General features: G+C 36.8%; 21 protein-coding genes. 10 read left to right on the plus strand and 11 right to left on the minus strand.

Annotated elements, in window-relative coordinates; genetic code table 11:
• Positions 1 to 76 precede the first annotated feature (76 nt).
• On the minus strand, positions 77 to 985 hold the full coding sequence (locus AC07WY_RS03125) for an NAD(P)/FAD-dependent oxidoreductase (protein ID WP_494735688.1): 909 nt from the start codon (positions 983 to 985) through the stop codon (positions 77 to 79).
• A gap of 102 nt (positions 986 to 1,087) precedes the next feature.
• Between AC07WY_RS03125 and AC07WY_RS03130 the strand changes: the two genes are divergently transcribed.
• From AC07WY_RS03130 to AC07WY_RS03140, 3 genes are all read left to right on the plus strand, one after another.
• Positions 1,088 to 1,546 carry an Rrf2 family transcriptional regulator gene (locus AC07WY_RS03130; RefSeq protein ID WP_494735689.1) on the plus strand — a complete coding sequence of 153 codons (459 nt, stop codon included), beginning with the start codon at positions 1,088 to 1,090 and terminating at the stop codon, positions 1,544 to 1,546.
• A gap of 108 nt (positions 1,547 to 1,654) precedes the next feature.
• Positions 1,655 to 2,113 (plus strand): DUF441 domain-containing protein, encoded by a 459-nt coding sequence (locus AC07WY_RS03135; protein ID WP_004720882.1) that lies wholly within the window; start codon positions 1,655 to 1,657, stop codon positions 2,111 to 2,113.
• A 604-nt stretch (positions 2,114 to 2,717) separates the two neighbouring features.
• Positions 2,718 to 3,626: an alpha/beta fold hydrolase gene (locus tag AC07WY_RS03140; RefSeq protein WP_494735690.1), complete on the plus strand. Its 909-nt coding sequence runs from the start codon at positions 2,718 to 2,720 to the stop codon at positions 3,624 to 3,626.
• A gap of 223 nt (positions 3,627 to 3,849) precedes the next feature.
• Here AC07WY_RS03140 and AC07WY_RS03145 read toward each other — a convergent pair whose 3' ends face one another.
• The 4 genes from AC07WY_RS03145 to AC07WY_RS03160 form a co-directional block, all read right to left on the minus strand.
• Positions 3,850 to 4,863 (minus strand): sensor domain-containing diguanylate cyclase, encoded by a 1,014-nt coding sequence (locus tag AC07WY_RS03145; protein WP_004720885.1) that lies wholly within the window; start codon positions 4,861 to 4,863, stop codon positions 3,850 to 3,852.
• A gap of 458 nt (positions 4,864 to 5,321) precedes the next feature.
• Positions 5,322 to 6,542, minus strand: coding sequence for a sodium/glutamate symporter (gene gltS, locus AC07WY_RS03150; protein ID WP_004720888.1), 1,221 nt, complete (start codon positions 6,540 to 6,542; stop codon positions 5,322 to 5,324).
• Positions 6,543 to 6,873: 331 nt separating this feature from the next.
• Positions 6,874 to 7,326, minus strand: coding sequence for a hypothetical protein (locus AC07WY_RS03155; RefSeq protein ID WP_262085916.1), 453 nt, complete (start codon positions 7,324 to 7,326; stop codon positions 6,874 to 6,876).
• Between the two features lie 169 nt (positions 7,327 to 7,495).
• Positions 7,496 to 8,479 (minus strand): ion transporter, encoded by a 984-nt coding sequence (locus AC07WY_RS03160; RefSeq protein WP_004821177.1) that lies wholly within the window; start codon positions 8,477 to 8,479, stop codon positions 7,496 to 7,498.
• Positions 8,480 to 8,960: 481 nt separating this feature from the next.
• Between AC07WY_RS03160 and AC07WY_RS03165 the strand changes: the two genes are divergently transcribed.
• Together AC07WY_RS03165 and mqo are read left to right on the plus strand one after the other, a co-directional pair.
• A complete protein-coding gene (locus AC07WY_RS03165; protein WP_004720894.1) occupies positions 8,961 to 9,446 on the plus strand; it encodes an Lrp/AsnC family transcriptional regulator in 486 nt (161 codons plus the stop codon).
• A gap of 320 nt (positions 9,447 to 9,766) precedes the next feature.
• Entirely contained in the window at positions 9,767 to 11,413 is a 1,647-nt protein-coding gene (gene mqo / locus AC07WY_RS03170) for a malate dehydrogenase (quinone) (RefSeq protein ID WP_494735691.1), read from the plus strand.
• Between the two features lie 353 nt (positions 11,414 to 11,766).
• Here the strand turns inward: mqo and AC07WY_RS03175 are convergent, their stop codons facing one another.
• Positions 11,767 to 12,099, minus strand: coding sequence for a helix-turn-helix domain-containing protein (locus AC07WY_RS03175; RefSeq protein ID WP_004720899.1), 333 nt, complete (start codon positions 12,097 to 12,099; stop codon positions 11,767 to 11,769).
• Between the two features lie 128 nt (positions 12,100 to 12,227).
• Here AC07WY_RS03175 and AC07WY_RS03180 point away from each other — a divergent pair, with 128 nt between their 5' ends.
• Positions 12,228 to 12,656, plus strand: coding sequence for a hypothetical protein (locus AC07WY_RS03180; protein WP_262085914.1), 429 nt, complete (start codon positions 12,228 to 12,230; stop codon positions 12,654 to 12,656).
• 86 nt (positions 12,657 to 12,742) lie between these two features.
• Here the strand turns inward: AC07WY_RS03180 and AC07WY_RS03185 are convergent, their stop codons facing one another.
• From AC07WY_RS03185 to AC07WY_RS03205, 5 genes are all read right to left on the minus strand, one after another.
• A complete protein-coding gene (locus tag AC07WY_RS03185; protein ID WP_262085912.1) occupies positions 12,743 to 13,441 on the minus strand; it encodes a hypothetical protein in 699 nt (232 codons plus the stop codon).
• Between the two features lie 87 nt (positions 13,442 to 13,528).
• Positions 13,529 to 16,168 (minus strand): bifunctional aconitate hydratase 2/2-methylisocitrate dehydratase, encoded by a 2,640-nt coding sequence (locus AC07WY_RS03190; RefSeq protein ID WP_004720906.1) that lies wholly within the window; start codon positions 16,166 to 16,168, stop codon positions 13,529 to 13,531.
• Positions 16,169 to 16,865: 697 nt separating this feature from the next.
• Entirely contained in the window at positions 16,866 to 17,135 is a 270-nt protein-coding gene (locus AC07WY_RS03195) for a hypothetical protein (RefSeq protein ID WP_004720907.1), read from the minus strand.
• 317 nt (positions 17,136 to 17,452) lie between these two features.
• Positions 17,453 to 17,827: a hypothetical protein gene (locus AC07WY_RS03200; protein WP_004821171.1), complete on the minus strand. Its 375-nt coding sequence runs from the start codon at positions 17,825 to 17,827 to the stop codon at positions 17,453 to 17,455.
• Between the two features lie 71 nt (positions 17,828 to 17,898).
• Complete coding sequence (locus AC07WY_RS03205; protein WP_004821170.1) at positions 17,899 to 18,663, minus strand: glutathione S-transferase family protein; 765 nt, start codon at positions 18,661 to 18,663, stop codon at positions 17,899 to 17,901.
• 396 nt (positions 18,664 to 19,059) lie between these two features.
• On the opposite strand from AC07WY_RS03205, the gene AC07WY_RS03210 reads away from it, so the two are divergent.
• The 4 genes from AC07WY_RS03210 to AC07WY_RS03225 are packed head-to-tail and all read left to right on the plus strand — an operon-like array spanning position 19,060 to position 23,904.
• Positions 19,060 to 20,265 (plus strand): SfnB family sulfur acquisition oxidoreductase, encoded by a 1,206-nt coding sequence (locus AC07WY_RS03210; RefSeq protein WP_353160517.1) that lies wholly within the window; start codon positions 19,060 to 19,062, stop codon positions 20,263 to 20,265.
• Between the two features lie 36 nt (positions 20,266 to 20,301).
• On the plus strand, positions 20,302 to 21,534 hold the full coding sequence (locus AC07WY_RS03215) for an SfnB family sulfur acquisition oxidoreductase (RefSeq protein WP_494735692.1): 1,233 nt from the start codon (positions 20,302 to 20,304) through the stop codon (positions 21,532 to 21,534).
• Positions 21,534 to 22,967: an LLM class flavin-dependent oxidoreductase gene (locus AC07WY_RS03220; protein WP_494735693.1), complete on the plus strand. Its 1,434-nt coding sequence runs from the start codon at positions 21,534 to 21,536 to the stop codon at positions 22,965 to 22,967. Before AC07WY_RS03215 ends, AC07WY_RS03220 begins: the two co-directional genes overlap by 1 nt.
• Positions 22,968 to 23,022: 55 nt before the next feature.
• A complete protein-coding gene (locus tag AC07WY_RS03225; RefSeq protein WP_262085905.1) occupies positions 23,023 to 23,904 on the plus strand; it encodes a MetQ/NlpA family ABC transporter substrate-binding protein in 882 nt (293 codons plus the stop codon).
• Positions 23,905 to 23,910: the final 6 nt, after the last annotated feature.

Genomic DNA, 23,910 nt, shown 5'->3' on the forward strand with positions numbered 1-23,910 from the left:
TTAAAGTATCGTGAATTGAAACCCAAACAACATTCAGGCTTTTTTAGCCTTATTGATTAATCAATAGATGTTTTTATCAAGTATTAAAGATAAATGACTTATGTACAGCAACACCCACCAGTGCTCCATCTGCGACTGAGAAAGCAACTGAACCACCTGAACGGGTAATATCACCACAAGCATATATCCCTTTAAGATTGGTTTCTTTCATGGCTGTGGTTTGAATGGCTTCGCTATATTCATTTATATCAAGCGCTATCCCCAGTTTTTTAACCCAAGGGGCGTTGATGCGCATAAAAGTGGAGACGAATAATCCATCTAATTGAACCTGCTCACCATCTTCAAAAACTAAATCACAATGATTGTGTATTTTGACAATTTTGCGTGTATCCAATTTCACATTTCTTTGTTTAAGCTGCTCAAGTGTGACTGGATCTAATTCAGCTTGTGAAATTACATCATTTAAAAATAAAGTGGTATTGCCCCAGTCGGGTAACATCAATGCCATATGGATCGAATGTAGACCTGAACATAACATTCCAAGCGTTCCAAGATTTAACTCATAGCCATCACAGTATGGACAATGAAAAATGCTTTTCCCCCACCGTTCTGCTAAACCATCGATTTCTGGTAAATCATCTTTAACACCTGTAGCAATAATTATTTTTTTGACTTGAATGGTTGTACACGTCTCATCGGCTTGATCTACTTGAATCTCATATTGCTCCCCGACAGCCCTCACTTCGGTGACGGATGCGTTGATACATGACAAAGTTTGGTATTTGTCTAACTGTAATTTTGCATCACGAATAATTGCTGCTGGCGTATTGCCATCTTGGGTTAAGAAATTATGCGAATGTTCAGCAAAACGATTACGACGCATGCCTGCATCAATCATTAACACTTTTTTTCTAGCACGAAGCAATGGTAATGCTGCTGATAAACCTGCATAACTCCCACCAATAATTACAACATCGTAGTTCATTTTCAACACCAATAAGTAACTTTTAAGGTTACTATATTGAGTTATTTTTATAATTGCAACTTTTAATGTTACAATTAACAAAAGAGCGTTGACTTAAGAACTATGCGTAAAGACAGTAAGCTTTCTCGAATGTTGCATGTGCTATTACATATGGCCCGTGAAAAAAAACCGTTCACCTCTGAACAAATTTCAATCATGTTAGACACCAATCCTGTCGTAGTACGTCGTACCATGTCTGGTTTAAAAAAAGCAGGCTTTGTCCATGCAGACAAAGGCCCCGGTGGTGGCTGGACCTTAGTACAAGCTTTAGAGCAAATATCTTTATTTGATATTTATCAGGCTGTTGGAGAACCTACTATTTTTGCCATTGGCAATGAACAAGAAACACCCAACTGTCTGGTTGAATTGGTGGTGAACAAGGCTTTAAACCAAGCCATGCAAGAAGCACAAAGTATTTTAATACAACAGCTTAAATCAACAAATCTGTCTAAACTGGCCCAAGACTTTGAGTATGAGTGGAATTTATTGGGTGCTGAAACTGAAAAATTTATTGTTCACTAAATCCACACTCGACTGAATTTAAATGTGAATCATTGCCAGACAAGGCAAATTCACATACCGCTTTTCAGTATAATGGATGGATATATTAATTTTTAATGCTGAATATTGATGAGTCTTTCTAGTCTAGACCTAAATTTAATTGTACTCCTTGTTTTATTGGCCTGCGGCATTTTTAGTCACAATACTGCGGTCACTATTGCAGCTGGAGTTTTGATCGTCTTTAGAATCACACCATTAAGTGAATTTTTCCCATTATTACAAACTCACGGTTTAGAAGTTGGTATTATTATTTTAACTATTGGCGTACTTACTCCAATTGCCAGTGGCAAAATTCCCGGTGATGTCATCTTAAAATCATTTATGCACTGGAAATCATTAACAGCCATTGCGATCGGTTTATTGGTTGCATGGTTAGGTGGGCGTGGCGTTTCCTTAATGAGCAGCCAACCCAATGTTGTTGCAGGCTTATTGATTGGAACAGTCGCTGGAGTTGCACTGCTCAGAGGTGTTCCTGTGGGTCCCTTGATTGCTGCAGGAATCCTATCTTTACTGATTGGAAAAACTTAAGGTATTTTAAAATCAACAATTGTGTATCTAAAAATCATGTGCTCGCTGAATTTTATCAATGGACTTACTTTCGCCAGTAATTCTATAGATAAAGCACAAATTTAGAATTCTTCACGCATCATTGATCATCCTTCCACTGCTTTAATAAGATTAATTTTTTTAAATTTACTTATTATATTTGGACTCTTGCATAAGTCCTTTTTAAAACCAAAGCTCAGCATAAAATCCCCCTCATCCTAGCCTTCTCCCAAAGGGAAAAAAGAACGTTCAACCCCCATACAACTCACTTTTCATGATCACTTTCTGAATTTTAAAAGATCTTTATTCATCAGATAAATAACAATTTGTTATCATAAAATAAGTGAACAAATCACCGTTTTCAAAATAGAAACTCAAGATATTTTAATCAAACAATTACAAGTCATCGCTATACTTGTTTTTTCTTAGACCATTCATCGGGTTTATCATCTTGTATAGATAAGCTAATATATAAGCTTGTATAAAAATACTTTTTAAAAATCAGAATCAATACAGAAACATTTTTAGATTCGTTCACCTTACCATTTTTTGATTTGCTCAAATAAAATGAGGAACCATATTGGACATGAAGAATAATGCAAATTCGATAGAAACACAGTCTTCTACGCTGCAATCAGCAAATTATAAGACACAAATGCAAAGCAACATTGTCGATCATAATGGAAATACTTTATTTAGTATGATTTACCCAAATCCAGACAAAGAGACACTAATTTTATTGCATGGAGGACCCGGTTTTCCAAGTGATCTCTCTGCCGTTGCCGATCTTTTAAAAGATCATTTCCAAGTGGTCACATTTCATCAAAGAGGAACCAAAAAATCTCCTTGTCTTGATAAAGACTATTCTATGCAGGCTTATTTAAGCGATATAGAAACTGTTCGAGAGTTCTATAAAATCAATAAGTTTCATTTATGGGGCCACTCTTGGGGTGGACTTTATGCACAAATCTATGCTGAAAAACATCCCGAAAACTTACTCAGTCTTTTTTTATGTAGCCCAGGTTCAGGTACCAATACGCAATGGAAACAAACTGAAAAAGAAGTCATGCAACTCAACAAGTCCAAAACAAGTGCTTGGGCATGGACAAAAATGGGATTAAATAGCCTTTTAGGCGCACTTGGAAGCGATGAAGCTTATAAACGTCTCTTTAAACAAGTCATGAAAAACTATAATGAAGGATTTATTGCAACAGATCATCCAGATCTCACTGATGATTTTGATTTACTGAAAGCAGAGCCGATCAATAAAACCAGACCTGAAATCATCAAGTATCCGCTGTTAACTGGATTAGAAAAACCAGATTTTAAAATTACCATTGTCTATGGAGATCAGGACATCTATACAACAAGTAAAAACTTCGTGATCAATCGATACCCTACAGCACATTTATTTACACTTTCAAACTCAGGGCATATTCCTTGGTTACATCATCCAGAGGCTTATAACAATGTAGTGATGAGTCATTATCAGTAATTAGTTATTATCAGCGCTAATATGTATAGCTCAAACCTGATCTGACAGTTACCGATATTTGATTGAGACTGTCAGGTTAAATTTGAGCTACATTCAATTCATAAAATTGATAAATGCGTGTACATAATGATTGCAGATACTTTCAATGCATATACTCAACATAAATGATATTGATGAGATCTAAACCTCACTAAAACTTATTTCCTATCAAAGATTTTAAATTTCAAGTGTTTAGATTAATCATTTTTCTAGAACGTTTATGTTCATACATTTTAAGGTCTGCAAATTCAATCAACTTATTGAGTTCAATACCATCTTCAGGAAATAAAGCCAGACCGACACTTGCACCCATAGTTAATTTGACATTTTCAAATACAAACGGTAATCCACACGCCTCAACAATACGATTCATGACTTTTTTTGCCAGCTCTTGATCGCCAAGACTACTTAATATCACTGCAAACTCATCACCACCTAAACGCGCAACCAAATCATCGTGTCGGGTAATATTGACGATACGTTTACCTATTTCTTTTAATGCCTCATCACCTAAACGATGTCCATATTGATCATTGATTGGCTTCAAGCCATCCATATCAATGATCAAGATTCCAAGTAACTTTTGTGTACGTTTAGCTTGTTCAACACCTTGTCTTAAACAATCGAGGAACAAGGCACGGTTGGCAAGTCCTGTTAACTGATCCTGTGTCGCAAGCTTATAGAGTTCTTGAGCACCAAACTTACTGGCATGATACATTGCTGCAGCAATCAGCTCAGACATGAGTGTAAGTAAATTGATATCACTTTCTTTAAAAGCATTTACCCGTTCTGAATAAATTTTTAATACACCAATCGGTTCATCACAATGAATTAGCGGTACAACAGCCATAGAACGCAGTCCAACCCGTCTACATGCTTCACGATCTACACGCTCATCAGTTTCACTGTCTTTACAATATAAAGTCGTATTCTGCGCGATACAAAGCCCTGAAAGGCTAGAACCCATCTTTAAGCGTAGACCTAGAAATTGATTTGCACCATTTGAAACGGCACGATAGACCATATCACCTTCTTCAGCGAGCTCTACAATTGCACCTTTTGCATGGGTAATCAATTGAACTTGCTCTGCCACTAAGGTCATGACAGCATTGATATCTAAGCCTAATTTTGCAATTGCTGTCTGTGTTTGAATCACTGACAGTAATTGTTTTGAGGTTGGTTGTTTCGTTTTAGACATACATCATCCTAGACGAGTGTGATCCAATTTAAGTATATAAGCTCAAACTCTACACTGATGAAATAAATGCAAGTGTCTTGCGCTGACTTAATTTCAAAGCTTGAACACGTAAAATATATCAAATACAGAGTTTGTGGCATACATATTATGATGATTCATATTTAAAGTATATTACTGTGTTCATTAAATTTTTGAGTAAAACTTCAATCCGTTACATCCTTTAAGCGTTGATCTCGCTCAAATATTCAATTCCTCATCTAAGCATTTTTGAAGGTTTAAAGTCACCAACAGAAAACCTTAGTCTAAATCACGACTCATTGCAGCCATATGAATTGTATAAAACAGTGTGAGATTCAAAAGAGTAATGATCAAACTGATTTAAATACAAAAAAACAGCCACTTTTTGAGGCTGTTTCCCAAATGCTTAAGTCATCACATCGCTTTTTCTAAAAAAACATTTAAAAGAACTTAGTAATGGTTTGAATAACAACGGCATTCACAATATCAACAAAAAATGCACCAGTTAGAGGAATAATTAAAAATGCTTTATGCGATGGCCCATAAGTATTGGTTACAGCTTGAATATTGGCAATAGCAGTCGGTGTTGCGCCTAAATTTACCCCACACTGACCTGCACACAATACTGCTGCATCATAATTTTTACCCATAACTCGGAAAGTGACAAAAAACAGATATAAAGCAAGAAAAACCGTCTGAACGATCAGAATGATCACCAATGGACCAGCTAAATCAGCAAGTAACCACAATTGCAAAGACATCAAGGCGATAGCTAAAAATAAAGCCAACGAGGCATTACCAAATACATCGATACAACGGTCAAACAGTTCAATTTTAAATACATATTCCAGTGTATTCCGTAAAAACACCCCACAACCCAATGCCCATACAAAAGTCGGTAACTCAAACCATTGTCCTTTGGCAACACCGGTCATAAAGTTAGCAAAAACAATACACAGTGCAAACATTCCTATGGTTTTAACCGCATCATCAGCTGTAATCAAACGGGTTTTTTCTGGATATTCAAATGGCGCTGTTTCAGCAGAAGGAGGAGCTTGCATACGCGCTGCAGATGGTGCTATTTCTTCAGCCAATTGATAACGACGAATCAGAAACTTTGCAACTGGACCACCCATCATTCCACCAATAACCAAACCAAATGTCGCACTCGCCATTCCTAAGACAATCGCACCTTTGATACCATAATTTTCTTCAAAAATACTGCCCCATGCTCCAGCTGTACCATGCCCACCAGTTAAAGTGACGGATCCTGCAATCAAGCCAATCAAAGGGTTTAAATCGAGTGCTGTTGCCAAACTTATCCCAACAGCATTTTGCAGTAGCACATAAATCACTACGCAGACCATAAAAAGAAGCAGCGACTTGCCCCCTTCTTTTAACTTAAGCAAACTTGCACTCAGTCCAACAGAAGTAAAAAACATCAACATAAAACTTTGTTGAATATTGGCATTAAAATTTACGGTTAAATTAAATTGCTTAAAAAGCACAAAAGTTACAGCAGCAGCAATTAACCCACCTACTACAGGTTCAGGAATATTATATTGCTTCAATATACTGATCTTATTTACAAGAAAATAACCAATAAAAAGAACAGCTACAGCAATTGCAATCGTGCCAAAAATATCAACATTAATGTTCATTGTTAACCATTCAAAACTTTTATGGCGTTATTAATACTTAAATTTACTCAATAATTCATTAAAAAATATGTAAAAAATAAATTTAAAACTCTTATTCGACTATTCGTTGGTCAAAATATTTAGAAGAATTTTCATCATTATATAGATTGAATTTATCGTTGTTATTGTGAAGCACTCAGCGCAAATAAAGCGAGCATTGATTCGTCTCAGCCAAATTAAGAATGGATAGTGCTATGTAGATGATGACCTAATTAAACCTTGATAAAGGTAGATTAAAATAGAAACAAGGAAGCACTGCGCTTCCTTGTTTCTATTCTTATAAAGTATTTATCTATTTTTTAACTTCTATTTCAGCTGCAGAACTTGAATCATTTTTATAGTCGGACATTGTCAATAATTTAGAGCTTTCTAAACGATCATCAGCATCAAAAACCATTTCATAAGAAGTTTTTTTTCCATTAAAAGCTGATTCTGTTGGTGTGCCAATAATTTCCCAAAGTCCAAAAGTGACAACATCTGCCGCACCATGCCAAACCGCACGGCTTATTTTATTGGCCTTTGAATACCCTTGCATAAATGTGTAAATTTCATAACGTTTACCATTTTTAAATTCAGATGTAATAGGTGCCCCAATTTCAGCAATAATTAAACTACGATCTACACCTTTATTAAATATTGATAAATCTTTTTTTGTCGGTTGCTTTGTTGCCATAACAGCCGCGCAGCCTGTATTTAGAGAAATTACAGCACATAAAACAATTTTTGATAAACTTTTAATTTTCATACTTCATTACAATCCAATGCGTTATGCGACAATCCATTCTTTTGTTCAGTTGTAATTGCCTGATCATTTACATTGTATCTGAAGTGTAACTTTAGAAAAAGTTATTTTTAATCGTTACACTTCACTTTCTCATTTATTTTTGATCGTATAAATTCCTTTTGAATCATACTCACTCAGGTAACTTATAACCACAATTTGGACAGAAACAATACTTGTTTTTTTCTCTTTCCAATTCCTGTTCTTTACGTTCACGAATCAGTTGTAAAACAATATCTCGCGTCTGTTCAGCAGATAAGCCAACATCTCTACGAATATCATCAATCTTGTCTTCATCATGAATAATGTCAATTTCACAGCTTTCTAACAGATCTCGAAACTTTAACTCCAGTTGTTGCTTTCTTAATTCCAACTCATTGGCTAAACCATTTGCCAAGATACCAGCGGGTAAAGCAGCCAATCCAACACCGAGTATGGTAATCAAAGCACCAAGGAAACGTCCAAGTGGGGTAATTGGCGTTACATCACCATACCCCACAGTAGTGAGCGTCACCACCGCCCACCACATAGATGCAGGGATTGAGCTAAAGACATCGGGTTGCGCACGACCTTCGACAACATAAATGCCTGCTGCCGCCATCACGATCATAATCACCAAAATAAAAATCACAGCTTGAAATGAACCCTTTTCACGTTCTATAACGCGCAGTAAAATCTGTAATGAAATAAAATATCGGGTAAGTTTTAATAAGCGCAGTAAGCGCAGAATCCGCAAAAATCTCAAATCAATATGTACAAAGAAGTTGATATATGCAGGTAAAATCGCCAGTAAATCGATAATCGCAGCACCACTGGTCACATATTTCCAGCGTACTCTCCACTCAGAATCAAACGGTTCTTTTTCTGCAACACTCCAAAAACGTAGAATATATTCAACGGTAAAGACAATGATTGAAAAATCCTCAAATGCATCGAAGTAAAGCTGATAGGCTTTATAAACATCATTGATTGACTCTAAAAGTACCGCGACAACATTACCAATGATTAGAAAAATCAAAGAGAAATTGATCGCACGACTAAACCACGTTTCATAATCTTCATTATGCAAATTGTCATATACAAATTTTCGGAGTGTGTACCAAGCTGTGAATCGCATGCATTATTCTTTATTTTAAAGATAAATCATCTTAATACTTCTCGATTTAATTGCACATCTTCAGCTGCCTGAGTTTACAATTTTGTTGATTATTTTGACTGTTTAAGCATCGAACTCAAAGTATAAATATATCTTATTCATTGCATAATTTTTTGTTATACAATAAATAAGATTACAATGTCTTATTGAATCATATGCAATTTGTGAAGGCGCGGTTGAATTTTATCGTTTTAAAACTATTTTTATAATTTTTTTAAAGCGTAGAATAAGGTCGCGGACAGTATCGTTAAAGGCACCCTTTCCTCTAAAGATACTATCCGCTAAATCAAAGCCAGTCTCCCAAATGTCTTTGATTTGATAAGTTTATTCTAGCGTTCTACTGAATAGAATGTTTCCCGTATTTAATATAAATCTCCAGTATTTTCGGAATGATTTTTCATATATTCGATTATTCTCGAAAATATTTTCTGTGGTAAAGCTCATGAATGAAAGTCAGTACACTTTAGATAGGATTGATCGCAAAATTTTATCGGCACTTCGAAAAGATGGTCGTTTAACGGTCGCTCAGCTCTCTGAACTGGTTGGACTCTCCTCTTCGCCATGTTGGACACGTGTTAAACGTCTAGAATCTTTAAATGTCATTGAAGGCTATACTGCAACCATAAATGCCAAAGCCATCGGGATTAATGAACTATTTTTTATTGAGATCACCTTAGAACGCCATGATGACGAGATCTTAGAGCAATTTAGTGATGCACTCAGTCAAATGCCTGAAGTTGTAGAAGCGCACTTGGTAACAGGTGATTATGATTATTTGGTCAAAGTTGCGGTGAAAAATGCTGAACATTATGAGCGCTTTTTACGTAAAAATTTATATTCAATGAAAGGTATTCGTCATACCCGCTCTATTTTTGCTTTACGTCCTTTAAAGCTTGAAAATAAATCAGACCTCATGATGATTGAATAAGCAAAAAAATCTTGAGAAGAGTTTTCATATTGAGGCTGGAAAACTCTTCTTTTCAGCATATTTTTTAGCCAGCTTAAAGCTACAAAAAGCTTAACACCTACAAAAAATAGTACTTTAGTCTAAGACTTTTTTGAATATTTATTACACAAATATACTAATCAAATTTTAATCTGATTGTTTTTTGTACACATCTTTACAAATTTAAAAACAAATTATTTCATATATTTAAATCATTTACGAAAAAAATCATTACACAAACTAACATTTATGTAACTTTTCTACATTACAATATTATTAAAACTTGATGAAACAGGAAATATATGAAGAGATTTTTTAAATACCTACTGATTGTCATCGGGGTTATTTTTGTTATTGGATTGATCTTTTTATTCAGACCAATTGCTTCTAAAAAAGTCAACACAACAGCAGATGAACCAGTTGTAGATGTGGTACTTGTTGGTGGCGGTATTATGAGTGCAACCTTGGGGACTTACCTCAATGAAGTTGAACCAGACTGGACCATCAATATGTATGAACGTTTGGATCAGGTAGGTCAAGAAAGTTCTGCGGGATTCAACAACGCAGGAACGGGACACTCTGGCTTTATGGAAATGAACTATACCCCTGAAAAAGACGGTAAAGTTGATATTAAAAAAGCCATTGATACTGCTTCACAATTTGAAGTAAGTAAACAATTCTGGGCTTATCAGGTCAAAAATGGCGTGTTGGGTCAACCAAACAGCTTTATTAATCCTGTACCACATATTGCCTTTGTTTGGGGCGATAGCGTGAACTACATGAAAAAACGTTATGAAGCGATGAGCCAAAGCCCAATGTTCGAAGGATTAAAATATACTGAAAATCCTGCTGAAATTAAGCAATGGGCGCCTTTAGTTATGCAAGGCCGTGATGCAAATCAAAAGGTTGCTGCAACACGTATGGACGTAGGTTCTGATGTAAATTATGGTTCAATTACGACTCAATTAATTGATCATTTGAAAAAACAGCCTAAATTCAAACTTGAAACTTCATCTGAAGTAACAGGTATTAGTCAAAATGCAGACAAAACTTGGACTGTATCGTTTAAAAATCTAAAAACCAACACAACCAGCCATGTTAAAACTCGTCATGTGTTTATTGGTGCGGGCGGTGCTGCGATTAGATTATTGCAAATGACAGGTCTGGAAGAGACTAAGCAATATGCTGGCTTCCCGATCGGTGGTATTTTCTTGATGACAGACAATCCAGCTGTTACATCACAACATACTGCAAAAGTCTATGGTAAGCCTGAATTAGGTGCACCTCCAATGTCTGTACCACACATTGATACTCGTTATATTGATGGTAAAAAGTATGTATTGTTTGGTCCATTCGCAACCTATTCAAACAAGTTCCTAAAAAATGGTTCTCAGTTTGATTTGATTGATGCGACCAACAAAAATAATGTGATTCCAATGGCAACCATTGGTATGGAAAATCTGGACTTGGTGAAATATTTAGTCAGCCAAGTGGCGATGTCTAAGCAAGATCAGTTCAATGAATTGAAAAAGTATTATCCAGATGCAAAAATCGAAGACTGGACTTTAAGCCAAGCTGGCCAACGTGTTCAAATCATCAAAAAAGCACCGGGTAAACCTGCAACACTTCAATTCGGTACAGAGATCTTCACCTCTAAAGATGGTTCAATCACTGGCCTTCTTGGTGCTTCACCAGGTGCATCAACCTCTCCATACATTATGTTGAGCTTGATGGAAAAAGCATTCCCTGAGCAAGTGAAAGGTAAATGGAATCCAAAATTGCATGAGATTGTGAAGTCTTATCAACAGGATTTAAATACTAACCCTGCTCTGCTTGATCAAGTGCGTACATATACCAGCTCGACTTTAGGTTTAAACTACACACCTACTCGTAAAGCTGCAAATGATGCGACAGCCGCTGCTGCACCTGCTGTAGCAAATGCACATTAATTTTCTTGTGTAAAAAAAGATGAGCTACGGCTCATCTTTTTTATGGCTGAATATCTCATTTTGTGTTTTAATACAACCAGTATGAGATGAGCCTTATATAAGTATAGAGTGATCTATACGACTAGCCCCTGAATAAGGGGCTTTTTATTGTCTGATCATTTTATCTATAAGTTAAATGAGTATTATTATTTTAAAACACAGTGAGAATATAAAAGTGATAAATTTCAAAGACACATACGAGATGATTTCAATTATATCAAGTTAGATTAAATTGCTTAAAATCATTATGCATAATGAAATAAATAGAAAATGAAAATCAATCGTAGAATATTAATAAATATGGAGATATAGGATTAAGACTTATTTTTAATCAAGCTATGTATAAGCTGTTTTAAATTATCTTGAATATCTTTAGGCAGTTGTATAAATAGTGCATCTATGGGCATCTGATCCCAGTTCTCAGCAATGTTTTCATCATCATCTAAGCTTTCTGCCAATAAAAACAATTGCGCTACAGTGCAATTAAAAGCCTCAGCAAGGTACTGAAGTATTGCAGGACTGTACCCTTGATTGCCATTCTCAAGATTGGAAATATTACTTTTTGAAGTATTGGAAAAATCGGCTAATTGCTGCTGAGTCCAGCCTTTCCGTTTTCTCAAATAACGTATTGCATGACCTATATTCATTCTTTGATATTAGCTTAACAAAGTATCTTAGACGTATTGCAATGCAATATATTCTGCACCATAAGTATTGTTTTACAAAACAATAGTTTTGCAATACAATACCCATTGATTCACTAAAACTTAAAAAAATGATGCCTTATTCTAATATTATTCAAAATTTATCTGCGGACTTAGCAAGTTCGTTTACCTTGATTCAAAGTATGCTTAAAAACTATTTTATCGATTTAAATATTTTAGTAGTTGATAAAGATGAGTTTGACTATTTCTGCATCGCATTATTATTTACCATATGTTCAAAAAATCTAAGCAATGATGATCAAGAACTCATTCTATCTGGTTTTAAATACTCAGAATATGCAAAAATAAAAGTTAATTATTATATTGAGTATTTTAATTTAGACTCATCTTGTCCTGTCGATGACCTAGAGATCAACTCACTAACAAATGCATTATTTGATTCCGTGAACACTGATTTTGATCCATCGAGCATCAATCATTATGTGGTTATTTTAGATTTTAAAAAGATGATGACTGATATTATAAAAATGTATAGTTAAGCATTTTCTATCAATAACATATTAAAAATATGAGTATTCCATATTTAAAGCAAAATACTCACCAATACCTTTTATTTTATTAATATTTAATAATTTATAGCAACAGAAACTTTAGCCTCAATTTCTCCAACAATTTTAATTGGTGCGATTACAAAAAGAAGCATTTCCAGTAAATATGGCTTACTGCCTTTTCCATAAACCTCAATTGATAACTCTTTCATCAATTTACAATAGTCTTGGTAAGCACTTTTATTACCTCTGTACACATATTTTTTCTTACTTAATCGAAAAATCGTTTGCATGTCATATTTAGCTAACTCAGAGCTTCTCCCTAAAGGTTGATAAAACAACTCTATTTCAGGTGCATAATTAAAAATTAACCAATTTAATGCATAAATCACTCTTGAATCATAAATTGCATGATCATCAGGATTAATAAATGATGCAACTTTAGAAAATGAAGAAATACAATCAAATGAATTTTTAGTTAATTTATCTTGCCCCATTTCAATTATAAATTTTTTGATTCTGGCATCATTAACGTCATTTTGCTTAAAAGAACCTATGCCACCCCACTGTTGGATAATCCAATAATAACAATCTAAAGATTGCTGTTTTAATAAAAAATCTTTTAAATTTTCTTTTAGGTATCTATTTTTTTCAAAATTAGAGTCATTTAGTTCTGGAATTTCTATTGGACAACTACTTGGAATTCCCCAGTCATAATGTTCGAGATTAAACTCTTCTGATAAATCCTTTAAAACTGTGATTAATTTTTGCATCATTTCAATTCTATACACACTATATCTAAAAACTAAGGGCTGAATAATCAGCCCTTAGTTTTAACTCAATTTAATCTATTTTTCAATAAATTAGCTTAATTGAGCAGCAGCAATTTTCTTAGTATCGATGTCTTTAGCAGCATCTGTATACTCGCCCATCTTGTCGAAGTTCAAGTATTGATAGATGTCAGCAGACATGCTGTCGATTTGAGCAGCATATTGTTGATACTCTTCTGGAGAAGGTAATTTACCAAGTACCGCAGCAACAGATGCAAGCTCAGCAGAAGCTAAGTAAACATTTGCGCCTTGACCTAAACGGTTCGGGAAATTACGTGTAGAAGTCGATACACAAGTAGTGTTCGGAGCTACACGTGCTTGGTTACCCATACATAATGAACAACCTGGCATTTCAGTACGTGCGCCAGCTTTACCATAAATGTTATAGAAACCTTCTTCCATCAATTGATGCTCGTCCATACGTGTTGGTGGAGCCAACCATAGACGAGTAGACAATGAACCACCTGGTACTTTATCAAGTAATTTACCAGCAGCACGGAAGTGACCAATGTTCGTCATACAAGAACCAACGAACACTTCATCGATTTTAACGCCTTGAACGTCAGAAAGAAGTTTAGCGTCATCTGGATCGTTCGGGCAGCAAAGAACTGGTTCTTTAATGTCAGCAAGATCAATTTCATACACTTTAGTGTATTCAGCATCAGCATCAGCTTGAAGAAGTGATGGATTCGCTAACCATTTTTCCATGTTCTCAACACGACGAGCCATAGTACGTGCATCGCCATAACCTTGAGAAATCATCCACTTCAACATTGTGATGTTAGAGTTCAAGTATTCAGCAACTTTCGTTTCAGAAAGTGTGATTGAACAACCAGCAGCAGAACGTTCAGCAGAAGCATCAGAAAGTTCGAATGCTTGCTCTACAGTTAAGTCAGTTTCCATTTCTGTTAAGTCGATTTCTAAAATACGACCAGAGAAAATGTTTTTCTTACCTTTTTTCTCTACAGTTAAGTCACCCGCTTGAATCGCGTAGTAAGGAATTGCATGTACAAGGTCACGTAGCGTGATACCAGGTTGCATTTTACCTTTGAACTTAACAAGTACAGACTCAGGCATATCTAATGGCATAACACCAGTTGCAGCAGCAAACGCGACAAGACCAGAACCCGCTGGGAATGAAATACCGATTGGGAAACGTGTATGTGAGTCACCACCAGTACCAACTGTATCTGGAAGAAGCATACGGTTTAACCAAGAGTGAATAATACCGTCACCTGGACGTAATGAAACACCACCACGGTTCATGATGAAATCAGGAAGCGTATGTTGCATTTGAACATCAACTGGTTTTGGATATGCAGCTGTGTGACAGAAAGATTGCATCACAAGATCAGCAGAGAAACCTAAGCAAGCTAAGTCTTTCAATTCATCACGAGTCATCGGACCAGTCGTATCTTGCGAACCAACAGTCGTCATTTTCGGTTCACAGTAAGTACCTGGACGAACGCCTTGACCTTCTGGAAGACCACAAGCACGACCAACCATTTTCTGAGCTTGAGTAAAGCCTTTACCAGTGTTTTCAGGTTGAACTGGAACACGGAATAAAGTAGATGCTGGAAGACCTAAAGCTTCACGCGCTTTAGTTGTCAAACCACGACCAACGATTAAGTTGATACGACCACCCGCACGAACTTCGTCAAGAAGAACAGGTGTTTTCAACTCAGATTCAGCGATTTGCTCGCCTGCTTTAAATGCAGTGACTTTTGCTGCAGCATGATCAATTTTAAGAACGATTTCATCGCCCATGTTCATGTTAGCAACATCAATCTCTACAGGTAACGCACCAGCATCTTCCATTGTGTTGAAGAAAATTGGAGCGATTTTAGAACCTAAGCAGTAACCACCGTCTTTTTTGTTCGGGATGTGAGCAATGTCATCACCAAAGAACCAAAGCACTGAGTTAGTCGCAGATTTACGAGAAGAACCCGTACCAACAACGTCACCAACATAAGCAACTTGGTTGCCTTTTGCGATGAGTTCTTTGATTTGGTTTAATGGACCAACTTCACCAGGAACTTCTGGGTTGATACCATCACGTACGTTTTTAAGCATTGCGTTTGCATGCAATGGGATATCTGGACGGCTCCAAGCATCTTGTGCAGGAGACAAATCATCAGTATTTGTTTCGCCAGTTACTTTGAAAACAGTAAGTTTGATTTCTTCTGGAACGTCTTTACGGCTAGTAAACCATTCAGCATCAGCCCAAGATTGCATAACGGCTTGTGCATTTGCATTACCTGCTTTGGCTTTTTCAGCAACATCATGGAACGCATCAAATACAAGAAGCGTTTTTTTCAATGCTTCAGCAGCTAAGCTTGAAAGTGCAGCATCGTCAAGTAATTCAACCAAAGGTGCTACGTTATAACCACCAAGCATAGTACCTAGTAAGTAAACCGCACGCTCTTTAGAAACCAATGGAGAAGTCGCTTCACCTTTAGCCACAGCAGTCAAGAAAGCAGCTTTTACATATGCAGCTTGGTCAACACCTGCTGGAACACGGTTTTCAAGCAAATCTACTAAAAATGCTTCTTCACCCGCTGGTGGATTTTTTAGTAATTCAACCAAGTCAGCAGTTTGAGCATCGTCAAGTGGCTTCGGTGGGACTCCGAGTGCGGCACGTTCTGCAACGTGTTGGCGGTAAGCTTCTAGCACGGTGTAATTCCTCTTTTTAAAAATTTACCTGTGAATTCCTGCTTATTAAAGCTTCACAGGCAATATGGACTGTCAAATTTTACTAAAAATCAAGCCAAAAGTTAATGCAATGAGCGTATTAATTCGTGATGACCATTATTTTATAAATAAATACTCATCACTTTTCGCTTCATTTAACTACAGATCTACACAGTACGCTTTCATCAGACGTTTATGTAAATTATTTCTCAAATTAATTTGAAAAAGCTCTAAAAATACAGGGTCTGTTGACAATTCGTCTACGTTTGCGACTACGAGTGTTTTTTAGATGATACAAGGCATGAAATATGAAATTTAGTCATTCTAAATGAATAGTTCGTAACGATGTAGCAGCAAAAAACACTCTAGTCCCCCCGCTGCGCCTTGCGCTGCAAACAAAGCAGTGCTTTGTTCTTGCTCAGGGTTGTGGCTAAAATTATCTCAGTCTGCGTTATGAAACTCAAAAATAGTCTCGCTATTCTCTTCGTTTCATGCCTTGCCTGCTCAATTTTAGCCTACAACGCAAGCCATTTATGAAATGCCAGCAGACCCTTATCTTTGTAAAACATGAACTTCACTTTACTAAGATTGAAGTTATGCTTACCTTGCCTTTAGACTATTTCAGCCATAAAAAAAGCAACATATGTTGCCTTTTTTTTAGAACAAAGTACATTCCACCTTAGTGGACTGTCGTACTGTCTACATACTTTTGGAATTCCGTACGACAACCTTCAAATTTCATTTGCACTTCATCTTCATGAAACATTGAATGTTCAGTACACGCAAATGAAATTTTCACTTGGTATAACTTCGCTCGTTCATCAATGACTTCTTGAAAAAAAACTTGATCGCCTAAACTCAGTACATAATGACTTCCGCTAATCACAGCGACACCATTGTCATCTTCTAAGAGCAAATCTGCATTATGTAAATAAGCAACTACTTCCATTGTCTCACTCCTATGCTACTTTTTGTTTTCTATTTCTATAGTGTATATATGCTTTTCAATTTTTATGCTAATCATTTTTTGTGACGAGGCTTGCCGATTACTTATATTTTTTCGATAACTCAACATAAAAAACACGCCATCGTGAACTTCATGCCAAAAACACACATAAACGACTTAAAGGAATGGACACTCAAAAGTGTGCATGTACTGATTACTCAAACTTCACGTTTCTAATGTACACAAATCATATTCTTTCATTGTCTGCTGATCAGGTATATCGCCTGCTGTTGTGCTTTAAGCCATAAAAAAACCGCTCCTTAGAACGGTTTATAATCTGGCATTTTTTTCGGATCATGCGGTGTATTTAGACATTGTTCAAATGCTTCGTTCTTAAACTTTGCTTGAACTGCATCTTTATCCGCTTTTAGCTCTGCATCTGATAATGCATAGACTTTCTCTAAATACTCAAGTACAAAGCCCTTAGTTGTTGGATCAGTGACTTTATTTGCATACTCAATTGCTTCTTTCTTGGTAATCCCATTTTGACGATCTAAAGTAATAGAACGTGCAGCATTACCAATACTGGTACAGTAACCTTTCCAAATTTCTTCAGGAGTTGCAGGCTTTTTCTCAGTACAACCCGCCATCAATAAAACAGTGCTTATCGCACCTAAAATTACGAACTTCTGCATTAAAAAATCTCCAATTCCACACTATGATACTTAATTTTTCAGTAAATTGGAGAGTTTCTTGCTTTGAAATCTCACATTCCTCGCCAATCTACACGTGCATTGCGCTCAGTGGCGTAAATTCTTTTCACGTATTGCCCTAAAGGCAGTTCTAACAAATGTTGGCTAAATTCGGTAAATTCTTGAGAAATATTCTCTGCATATTCCTTTTCCCACGGTGTCGCAGGTAATTCTAATAACGGTGCAAGGATTGAACATACCGAGATATCTGCCAAACCAAGGCGATCACCAACAAAATAACGGCAACCGTTATCAATCAAAATCTTATTTAAACTGTCGATAGTCAGCTCTAAATTGTATTTAGATTCTTCGACTTTCTCTTTATCTAATTGATAACTTTTTGAAACCATGGTTTTTAGAATAGGCTTTGAAATTTTTTCAAATTGACGTAAATAGCCTTTTTCACCAATCATAATTTCTAGCGGTTCATCGCCTTCTGCTAAAGCATGTGCCAATCCCCAACGTCGTACATGAATACCTAACTCATTGGCAATCAAATCAATTTCTAAGGTTTTTTCGCGAAGCGTGTGATCTGTACGAAGCAGTCGATGTTCAGGATAAACGTCATCTAGATACAATGCGATTTGAGTCGATCCCGCAATAAAGCGTTCTCCATCTTTTAAAATAGGCAACTTGTTTTGCCCTGTTTTAAGTTGTGCAAATGCACGATGGACACCTGGGATTAAATTCTGCGCAACAAAATCCAATTCTTTATGATCAAGCAACCAACGGGCTTTTTCACAGTAATGCGAGAGTGGGAATTGGTACAACGTACGCATGTAATCTCCAAATTATTTTTTTAATTAAAAGCTTAGATAAATCTAAAAGTTAAGATTAATCCTGAGTAATCTTGTGTACTTTAGACATTCATCGCTTGAATTACAATGTACTTTTTACTTCAATCGCTCGTCATATGACCCAATGCTTATTCTATGGTTATATCTGTTTCTTTATTCTTTATTCGTGATAGGAATAACAAAGCTGCTTCAGACTAAGAGCTCGACCAGAGGAATTCAAAACAAGTTATAAATTTCAATTATTTAACATATATTCAATATTAAAAAACTTTGCGATTTTTATCCTAACAATAATTTTAGATAAGTTAAGCACAATAGTTCGTTTAATTTTTACCACAATATTGCTTAGCGTTTTGGTATCTATTGAAAGGTGCCAATATGTCTAGTTTGAATTCTTCTACCTCAGCCTTTGTGATCCAAAACGATCAACAAGCAATAAATGCAGCTTACCAAGTTGCTGATTTTGCTTTGGTAGAACGAAATATACGTGATCAACAACGAATTTTACCTGTTGATGTCATTCAAGAATTAAGCCTCAAAGGATTAGGCGGAATTCGTATTGCCAAAAAATATGGTGGCGCTCAAGTTTCAAATAAAACCCTTGCGCATGTTTTCCGTATTTTATCCAAGGCAGATGCCAGTGTTGGTCAGATTCCTCAAAATCAATTTGGCCTGTTAAATGCCATTGAGCATATTGCCAATGAACAGCAAAAACAGTTTATTTATACTGAAATTTTAAATGGTAAACGGCTTTCTAATGGTGGCCCAGAACGCAATACCAAAGATACCCGCACCATTGAAACACGTTTAGAACAGATCAATGGTCAATACCGTTTAAATGGTGAAAAGTTTTATTCAACGGGTTCATATTTTGCCGATTGGTTGGCGATACGTGCAATTCATCCAGATGGTCATATTGTTTTAACAATTATTGATGCAAAAGCTGATGGTGTTGAAATTGTTGATGATTGGGATGGCTTTGGACAACGTACAACGGCAAGTGGCACAGTGCGTTTAAAGAATGTTGTGGTTCACCCAGATCTTATTATGGATGAAAAACCGCTTGCCGATGCGTCAAAATATCGTGGGGCGTACTCACAACTGATTCAGGTTGCGATTGATGTAGGTATTGCAGAAGCTGCCTTTGCTGATACTTTATCTGCAATCCATAAAGCGCGTCCAATCATTGATGCCAATGTGGATAAAGCCAGTTTCGAAGCGTATACCCTACAAGAAGTCGGTAAGCTCAATATCTTACTCGATGCATCCATTTTATTGCTTGATGAAGCCGCAGAATATTTAGATCAGTTAGATTCACAAGACATCGTCAGTCCTGAACAAGCCAGTAAAGCCTCAATTATCGTTGCTGAGGCAAAAGTGTATGCCAACGATGCAGCACTACTTATTTCTGAAAAGCTACTTGAATTAGGCGGTAGTCGCTCAAGTCTAGAAACTCATAATCTCGATCAACACTGGCGTAATGCTCGTGTACATACCTTACATGACCCTGTGCGTTGGAAACTTCATGCCATTGGAAACTATTACTTAAATGGTACGCAAAATCAGCGCCATGCGTGGATTTAAAGTTAAACGACTTTGTTACTCATCAGGGAAATATATATGACAACTTATCAAGATATCAATAAAACATTGGATGTACACAATCATCCCTTTGCACAAGCACATATTATTCAAAATGATCAAGAAGCTTTAGAAATCGCGCAACAGTTGAGTCAACAATTTAGAGAGAATGCGGTACCCCGTGATGCTGAAAGAATTTTACCTTTTGATGAGGTTGAAGCTTTTAGTCAATCTGGGTTATGGGCGATCACAGTACCGCGGCAATATGGTGGTGCAGAAGTATCTAGCCATACTGTTGCTAAAATAATTGCATTATTCAGTGGCGTAGATGGCTCTATTGGTCAAATCCCACAAAACCATTTTTATGCACTGGAAGTATTACGTAATACAGGCACCGAGCAGCAAAAGAAAAAACTCTATAGTGAAGTACTTCAAGGCGCTCGTTTTGGCAATGCCCTCGCTGAATTTAAGACCAAGACTGCGGCACAAAAGCATACCCAAATTAGTCAAACTGAACATGGTTATGTGGTCAATGGGGAAAAGTTCTATTGCACAGGCAGTCTATTTGCCCATCGTATTCCAACATTAGTCCGTGATGCTGAAGAACGTGAATATTTAGCTTTTATTTCGGCCGATGCACAAGGCTTACAACGTATCAATGATTGGTCAGGCTTTGGACAAAAAACCACGGGCAGTGGCACCGTTAAATTCAATCAAGTTTTTGTTGAATCTGAATACGTCATTCGTTTTGACACCGCATTTTCTGAACCCACCCTCGTTGGACCATTTGCACAAATTATGCATGCTGCGATTGAAACAGGCATTGCGCGTGCAGCATTTGAAGAAACAATAGAACGGGTTAAAAAAGCACGCGCATGGATTGATGCCAATGTAGAACGTGCAGACCAAGATCCACTGACCATTTATGAATTAGGTCGTGTTGCTGCGGATGTAAGAGCAAGTGAGGTTTTATTAAAACAAGCTGCTCAATCTATTGATGCGGCAAAACCACTACCTACAGTTGAAAATATTGCCAAAGCCTCACTAGATGTAGCTAAAGTCCGTGCACACAGCACAGAAACAGCATTAAAAGCATCTTCAAAATTGATTGAGTTGGCTGGAAGTCGGGGTAGTCAACGTGCCGATGGTTTAGATCGACATTGGCGCAATGTACGGGTACATACACTGCATGATGCATCACGCTGGAAATATTATTTTATTGGAAACTATGTATTAAACAACATCCTTCCACCACGCAGAGGGACATTGTAATGACAAATACATCTCAACATACAGCATCCAAAAAACAAATCTTACTCAATGCTTTTGACATGAACAGTGTCGGCCATATCAATCACGGCTTGTGGACCCATCCGCGTGATGAATCTCATCGTTTTAATGAGCTCAATTACTGGACTGATCTCGCTAAGACCTTGGAGCAAGGTTTATTTGATGGGCTGTTTATCGCAGACATTACCGGTGTTTATGATGTCTACCAGAATGGTATAGATTTAACCTTAAAAGAGTCCATTCAACTGCCGAGTCATGACCCATCTACCCTGATTTCAGCAATGGCAGCGGTAACCCAAAATCTAGGTTTTGGCGTGACCGTGAACCTTAGTTATGAAACACCGTACCAATTCGCACGGCGCTTCGCGAGTTTAGATCATCTGACACAAGGTCGGATTGGCTGGAATATTGTCACTGGTTATTTGGACAGTGCTGAACGCTTGATTGGGCAAAAAAGTCTAAAAGATCATGACTTACGTTATGAGCAAGCTGAAGAATTTTTAGAGCTTTGCTATAAGTTTTGGGAAGGTTCTTGGGAAAATGATGCAGTACAAAAAGATAAGCAAAAGCGTATTTTTACTGACCCGAAAAAAGTTCATCAAATTAACCATCAAGGGAGCTTTTATCAAAGCCAAGGTGTTTTCCAAGTCTCACCTTCACCACAGCGTACCCCTGTGCTCTTTCAAGCAGGTGCTTCACCACGCGGTTTAGCATTCTCCACACGTCATGCGGAATGTGTATTTATTGGAGGGGACCAACCTGCAAAAATCAAACAACAAGTGGATAAGATTCGAGAACTGGCTGTGCAGCAAGGCCGTAATCCAGAAGATATTAAAATCTTTGTGGGAATCACAGTGGTTACAGCTGAAACAGATGAGTTAGCTCAAGAGAAATTAGCTGAATATGCTCGCTATGCAAGTCCTGAAGCTGGTTTAGCACATTTCTCAAGTTCAGTCGGTATCGACCTATCCAAATATGCTGATGATGAAGCCATCCCATATCAACAAACCAACAGTATTGCTTCAGTCAATAATAAATTTAAGGAAAACCAGATCACACCTAACGATCTTAAAGCACAGCATCAACTCGGTGGTCGTTATCCACTGATCGTTGGAAGTGGAGAAACAATTGCTGAAAAATTAATTCAGTTGATTGATGAAACAGGTATTGATGGTTTTAACCTAACGCGTACTGTTGCGCCTGAATCACATCATGACTTTATTCGTTTTGTGATTCCTGAACTGCAACAACGTGGCAGATTTAAAACCAAATATGAAAATGGTTCTTTACGCAACAAAATCTTTAAACAAGGTGATCATTTAACCCAACAACACCCTGCTGCTGATTTTCGATGTCAAAACTCAAATCATAACAACAGCATCGAAACGGCAGATCGGCAAAAGCAAACTGCCTAAATATCCTAATCAGCAAACATGATGAATTGAATAATTTCACTTTAAGGGGTGTCACATGACTCAAATAAACTCACCTGCAAATGGTAATCCATCCAGAAAATCAGGCTCCAAGAATAAATTTATTTTGCTTGGCGTGATCATTATTGCCGTGATTGCAGGACTTTTTTATTGGAACCAACATAAAAAAGCCGGTTCAGAAGAAATCACCATTGGTATTAGCCCACCCTTTGCCAAGCCTTTACAAGTTGCAGCAGAGGAAGCCAAGAAACAAGGGATTCATATTAAACTGGTGGAATTTTCAGATTGGAACACACCGAATATCACACTGAATCATGGTGATATTGATGCAAACTATTTCCAACACCAACCATTTTTAAGCAATGCGTTAAAAGAAACTAATTTTAAACTGAAACCGATTGCCACAGGTGTTGCAACTCATGTGGGCTTATATTCTAAAAAATATGATTCTTTAACGGCTGTACCTGAAAATGCACGTGTGGTGATTCCAAATGACCCAGTCAACCAAGGTCGCGCACTGTTGCTTTTACAACAGGCAAAACTCATCACCTTGAAAGATCCGAATAACCATTTATCAAACTTACAAGACATTACCTCAAACCCTAAAAACTTTAAATTTATTGAAGTTGAAGGACCTCAAACTGCGCGTGCTGTAGATGATGCTGATTTAGTATTTAGCTACCCACTTTATTTACGTCTTGCAAAAACCATTGATCCAAACAAAGCATTATTACTCGATGATAATACCAATACACGTTATGCCATCTTGTTTGTTGTAAAAGATGACTATGAGCAAAAGCATCCAGAAAAAGCCAAACAGTTAAAAGAATTTGTAAAAATTTACCAAACTTCGGACAAGGTCAAACAGGCTTTGAATGATGATATTGGTGAAAATTTATGGTTCCCAGGTTGGAAATAAGGAATA

It is taken from the genome of Acinetobacter sp. GW821-FHT01C12 (genome assembly GCF_059422625.1).